This is a genomic window from Luteibacter yeojuensis (assembly GCF_000964085.1).
In the GTDB taxonomy this organism is placed as follows: domain Bacteria; phylum Pseudomonadota; class Gammaproteobacteria; order Xanthomonadales; family Rhodanobacteraceae; genus Luteibacter; species Luteibacter yeojuensis_A.
This window is the reverse complement of record NZ_JZRB01000089.1, coordinates 1-2462: the sequence shown is the minus strand read 5'-3', so window position 1 is coordinate 2462 and position 2462 is coordinate 1. Positions and strand designations below refer to the sequence as shown.

3 protein-coding genes are annotated in these 2462 nt (G+C 63.4%); all 3 read left to right on the top strand.

The window, feature by feature from the left end; genetic code table 11:
- Positions 1 to 298: 298 nt before the first annotated feature.
- Positions 299 to 1066, top strand: a complete 768-nt coding sequence (locus tag VI08_RS20215) for an EAL domain-containing protein (protein WP_045831445.1) — start codon at positions 299 to 301, stop codon at positions 1064 to 1066.
- A gap of 239 nt (positions 1067 to 1305) precedes the next feature.
- Positions 1306 to 1494 (top strand): hypothetical protein, encoded by a 189-nt coding sequence (locus VI08_RS20210; RefSeq protein WP_232309607.1) that lies wholly within the window; start codon positions 1306 to 1308, stop codon positions 1492 to 1494.
- 6 nt (positions 1495 to 1500) lie between these two features.
- Positions 1501 to 2208, top strand: coding sequence for a response regulator (locus VI08_RS20205; protein WP_045831443.1), 708 nt, complete (start codon positions 1501 to 1503; stop codon positions 2206 to 2208).
- Positions 2209 to 2462: the final 254 nt, after the last annotated feature.

Genomic DNA, 2462 nt, shown 5'->3' with positions numbered 1-2462 from the left:
CACCATCGACGTCGACGTCCAGCTTCTTCCCGGCCGGGGGTACGCAGCGTCCTATGTCATCTCCGGCTCGGACGGTGGGGTTGTTCACCACCGTCTCATTGCGCGGCGGTTTACCGCCTACTCCGAAGCGATGGCCTGCGCCATCGATGCGGCCCACGCAACAGCAGCTTCACTCCCTGCTCCAGGCCTGCCAGCGCCCCGGCGAATCAATGCACCGATGCCGCGTACGGCAGCCGTCGACACAGCCCCCTTGCCCTGAGCGCTAGACTCCTCGTCCAGACCAGGACGGAGCAAAAGGATGGGTGAGCAGTGCACGGCCTGTGGCAACGCGGCAAGCGTCGCATCCAGGCTCACGATGGCATTCCAGCCCATCGTCAATCTCCGGACAAGACAAGTGTTCGCGCACGAAGCGTTGGTGCGTGGCATCCAGGGTGAGTCCGCCCATGACATTCTCTCAACGGTGCCGCCCACGGAACGCTACGCGTTCGACCAGGCCTGCCGTGTGGTTGCCATCCAGACAGCGGCAAAAGTCGGGCCGCCGGCCCTGTTGTCGATCAACTTCCTGCCCAATGCCGTCTACAACCCCGAGCATTGCCTGCAGGCGACGTTTGCGGCAGCAAAGGCTGCGGGGTGGCCCTTGAACCGAGTCATCTTCGAAGTCACCGAACACGAGGAAGTCGTCGACCACGATCATCTGGTCGGCATCCTCTCGGCTTACAAGGCCCACGGCTTTCTCACAGCCATTGATGACTTTGGGGCGGGGTTTGCGGGCATGAACCTCCTTGCCGACTTCCAGCCCGACCTCTTGAAGCTCGACATCGCTCTCATCCGCCACATCAATGCCGACCCCAAGCGCCAATGCATCGTCCGGCATCTTGTGTCCCTGTGCGCCGAACTCGGCGTGGCGGTCATTGCCGAGGGCGTGGAGACGGAGGCCGAATGCCGCGCGCTCATGGACCTTGGCATCCCCCTCCAGCAGGGATTTTACTTTGCAAGACCCCTGACAGCGGGACTGCCTGACATCCATTGGCCGCCGGAATCTGGAAAGCGACCAGACGACCGCTGACCGTTTCCTCGTCCTGCGCGAACCGGTCGCAACGACTTTCGCACGCCATTGGACCGCAGGCGCAGCCGCGCAGGTCTATCGGGCCTCACCGTGCGTTGACCTCCATTTCGGCACGTTTCCGACCGGCCGGAAGTCAGCCACGCGTTGGGCCCGGAGAACCTCTGTATTGGCAACGCGGCGGGGCCCGTGCCTCGCCGCCTGGATGAGTAGACGAGATGGCGCCGGTTCGAATCTATGTGATGTATCCCGCCCACGGCACGCGCACGTGGCATGTGTCCGTCGACGGAATGGACGGCGAGTCCTACCCCGATGGTCTTCTGGCCATGGAGAGCGCGGTCAACCGTGCCCGGATGCTCGAAGAGCAGGGCTTTGACGTCACCGTGAGGCAAGAAGGTGCCGACGGCAGCTGGCAGGTCATCCGCGAGTAGCGACCCATGCCCCTACGTCACTTTCCCCGCATTGTCGGCTTCGAGGTCCCGCCGCTCAAATCAAGGGTCGATGTTGTCCACGATGCGCCCATCGTCGGCCTTCTCAGTACCCTGCCGTCCGCACAGTGGACAAATGCATTCATCCTTGAGGCGGCCGCCACGCGCGGGGAACTCGATTCGGCGCTGGTGTCCATCGAGCAAGACCGCATCCTTTTTTTCGCGTCAGAAGCCAACGCGCGGGAAAGGTGCAACGCCATCCGGACCATGGTCGAGGCCGCCAGCCGCAAGGTGATGTCCGGGAAGGTGCCAAACCAGCCATTGGTGACAGGCAACGCGGACATCCCTGCAAACGCCGGGCGCGCGCTGGTCGTTGAAGACGACGAGGTGCTGCTCGAGGTGACCTGTGACGTCCTTCGCAAGGCCGGCTGGGTTGCAACGCCGGCGTCGACGCTCCAACTCGCCATGGAGGCACTCGACGGCGAGCGCTTCGACGAAGTGATTGCCGACATCGACCTCGAGGTGCGGGCCGAAGGCCTGGGCCTTGCACGCGAAGTTCGCCAGCGCTGGCCGACAACGGCAGTCATCGTGGTGACCGGCCGTCATGCGGAAGGGTCACTGGCCGTCCCGGATGGCGCGATACTGCTTTCAAAACCTTACCAGCGTCGCCAGCTCCTCGCGTTGCTCGACCTCGGCGCCCCGAAGCCGCATCCCTAGGACGCGGCCAGGACGACTGCGCTCCGCCTGGTCTGTCCGCTTGCGGTCAACAGTGCCAGAGCTTCATTTGGAAGACGACGAACCAAGCAACCGTGTCGGTGGTCGTATACAATTGTACAATGACGCGTTTCGCTAATATTTATGCCGCCCATTGGGTCACCCGGGATTTCCAAAGCCCGGCATCGTCGTCCAAATGCACCGCCGACGGCGCGAGAGGCAACGAGAACCGGGACTGGGCACATCCTGCCTGCCCG

What these genes read in the sequence shown, in the direction of transcription:
- VI08_RS20210 (WP_232309607.1), top strand. Translation starts at nt 1,306, where the DNA reads ATGTATCCCGCCCACGGCACGCGCACGTGGCATGTGTCCGTCGACGGA.
- VI08_RS20205 (WP_045831443.1), top strand. Translation starts at nt 1,501, where the DNA reads ATGCCCCTACGTCACTTTCCCCGCATTGTCGGCTTCGAGGTCCCGCCG.
- VI08_RS20215 (WP_045831445.1), top strand. Translation starts at nt 299, where the DNA reads ATGGGTGAGCAGTGCACGGCCTGTGGCAACGCGGCAAGCGTCGCATCC.